The sequence below is a fragment of the Streptomyces doebereineriae genome (assembly GCF_031845645.1).
GTDB lineage: Bacteria > Actinomycetota > Actinomycetes > Streptomycetales > Streptomycetaceae > Streptomyces > Streptomyces canus.
The window spans coordinates 1-443 of record NZ_JAVREZ010000339.1 but is presented as its reverse complement, the minus strand read 5'-3'; the positions used below and the strand labels follow the sequence as shown (position 1 = coordinate 443).

The following is a 443-nucleotide window of genomic DNA, read 5'->3' as shown; positions in this document are numbered from 1 at the left end:
ATATGGGGAGCATGTGTCGAGAGCCGATGTGAATGCGGCCATCTTTGCGAAAACACGACGAAATTGCGTTGACCTTACGTGCCTGCAACAGGTAAGTCCATTTACTTGCATATATCGTGCATTCGGCGCAGAGACCGTGGCCGAAATGAAGAGGCCGGATGAGCGGTTTGAGTGGGCAATGATGTCCAATGAGCGCACCCACCCTAACGACCCTGGCTAGGTGAAATGCGTCTTATGAAGAGAAGATGAACAATGGCGCAGATCAGGGCTTGACGCCTTGCTCGGCGGCCATTGCAGCACCGACGATTCCTGCACGGTTGCGAAGCTGCGCGGGTACCACTGAGGTCTTGTTAGACAAGAACGGAACCCACTTTTCGGACTTGCGAGAAATTCCTCCGCCAACAATAAACAAAGTTGGCCAGAAGAGACGCTCGTACTCCTTG

General features: G+C 53.0%; 1 pseudogene. It reads right to left on the bottom strand.

Annotated elements, in window-relative coordinates:
- Positions 1-262: 262 nt before the first annotated feature.
- Positions 263-443: pseudogene (locus RNB18_RS52185) on the bottom strand (polyphosphate--glucose phosphotransferase); the annotation flags it as partial.